This is a genomic window from Vibrio sp. 2134-1, assembly GCF_033339495.1.
This window is the reverse complement of the sequence record NZ_JAWOUS010000655.1, coordinates 1-605: the sequence shown is the minus strand read 5'-3', so window position 1 is coordinate 605 and position 605 is coordinate 1. Positions and strand designations below refer to the sequence as shown.

The window sequence follows — 605 nt, the reverse complement described above, 5'->3', positions numbered from 1 at the left end:
CTATACCTGTGGCGGCGTGATGGTGGATCAAAACGGTCATACGGATTTGAAAAACCTATACGCGATTGGCGAAGTGAGCTACACCGGCTTGCATGGTGCTAACCGTATGGCATCGAACTCACTGTTGGAATGTGTGGTTTATGCGTGGTCTGCTGCAAAAGATATTCTGAAACATCACACCAGCGTTGAGCTGCCTTCACGTGTTCCATGTTGGGATGAAAGCCAAGTCACCAACAGTGATGAAGAAGTTATTATTCAACACAACTGGCACGAACTTCGCCTGTTCATGTGGGACTACATGGGCATTGTGCGTACCGATAAGCGCTTAGAGCGTGCATTGCGCCGCATTCAACTGCTACAACAAGAAACGCATGAGTACTACAGTAACTTCCGCGTATCTAATAACTTGTTGGAACTGCGTAATCTACTGCAAGTTGCAGAGCTTATGGTTCGCTGTGCAATGCAGCGTAAAGAGAGCCGCGGCCTGCACTACACGCTTGATTACCCAAATCAACTGGAAAACAGCGGCCCGACAATTCTGGTACCAGCAAAGCAGTTAACCGATAATTAATATCGAATGTAACGCTTATCAACAGGGAGCTTTG

At 47.3% G+C, this 605-nt stretch carries 1 protein-coding gene; it reads left to right on the top strand.

The window, feature by feature from the left end:
* Positions 1-571: FAD-binding protein (locus R7R78_RS27800; protein ID WP_225474811.1), on the top strand; the 571-nt coding region annotated here is incomplete at its 5' end.
* Positions 572-605: the final 34 nt, after the last annotated feature.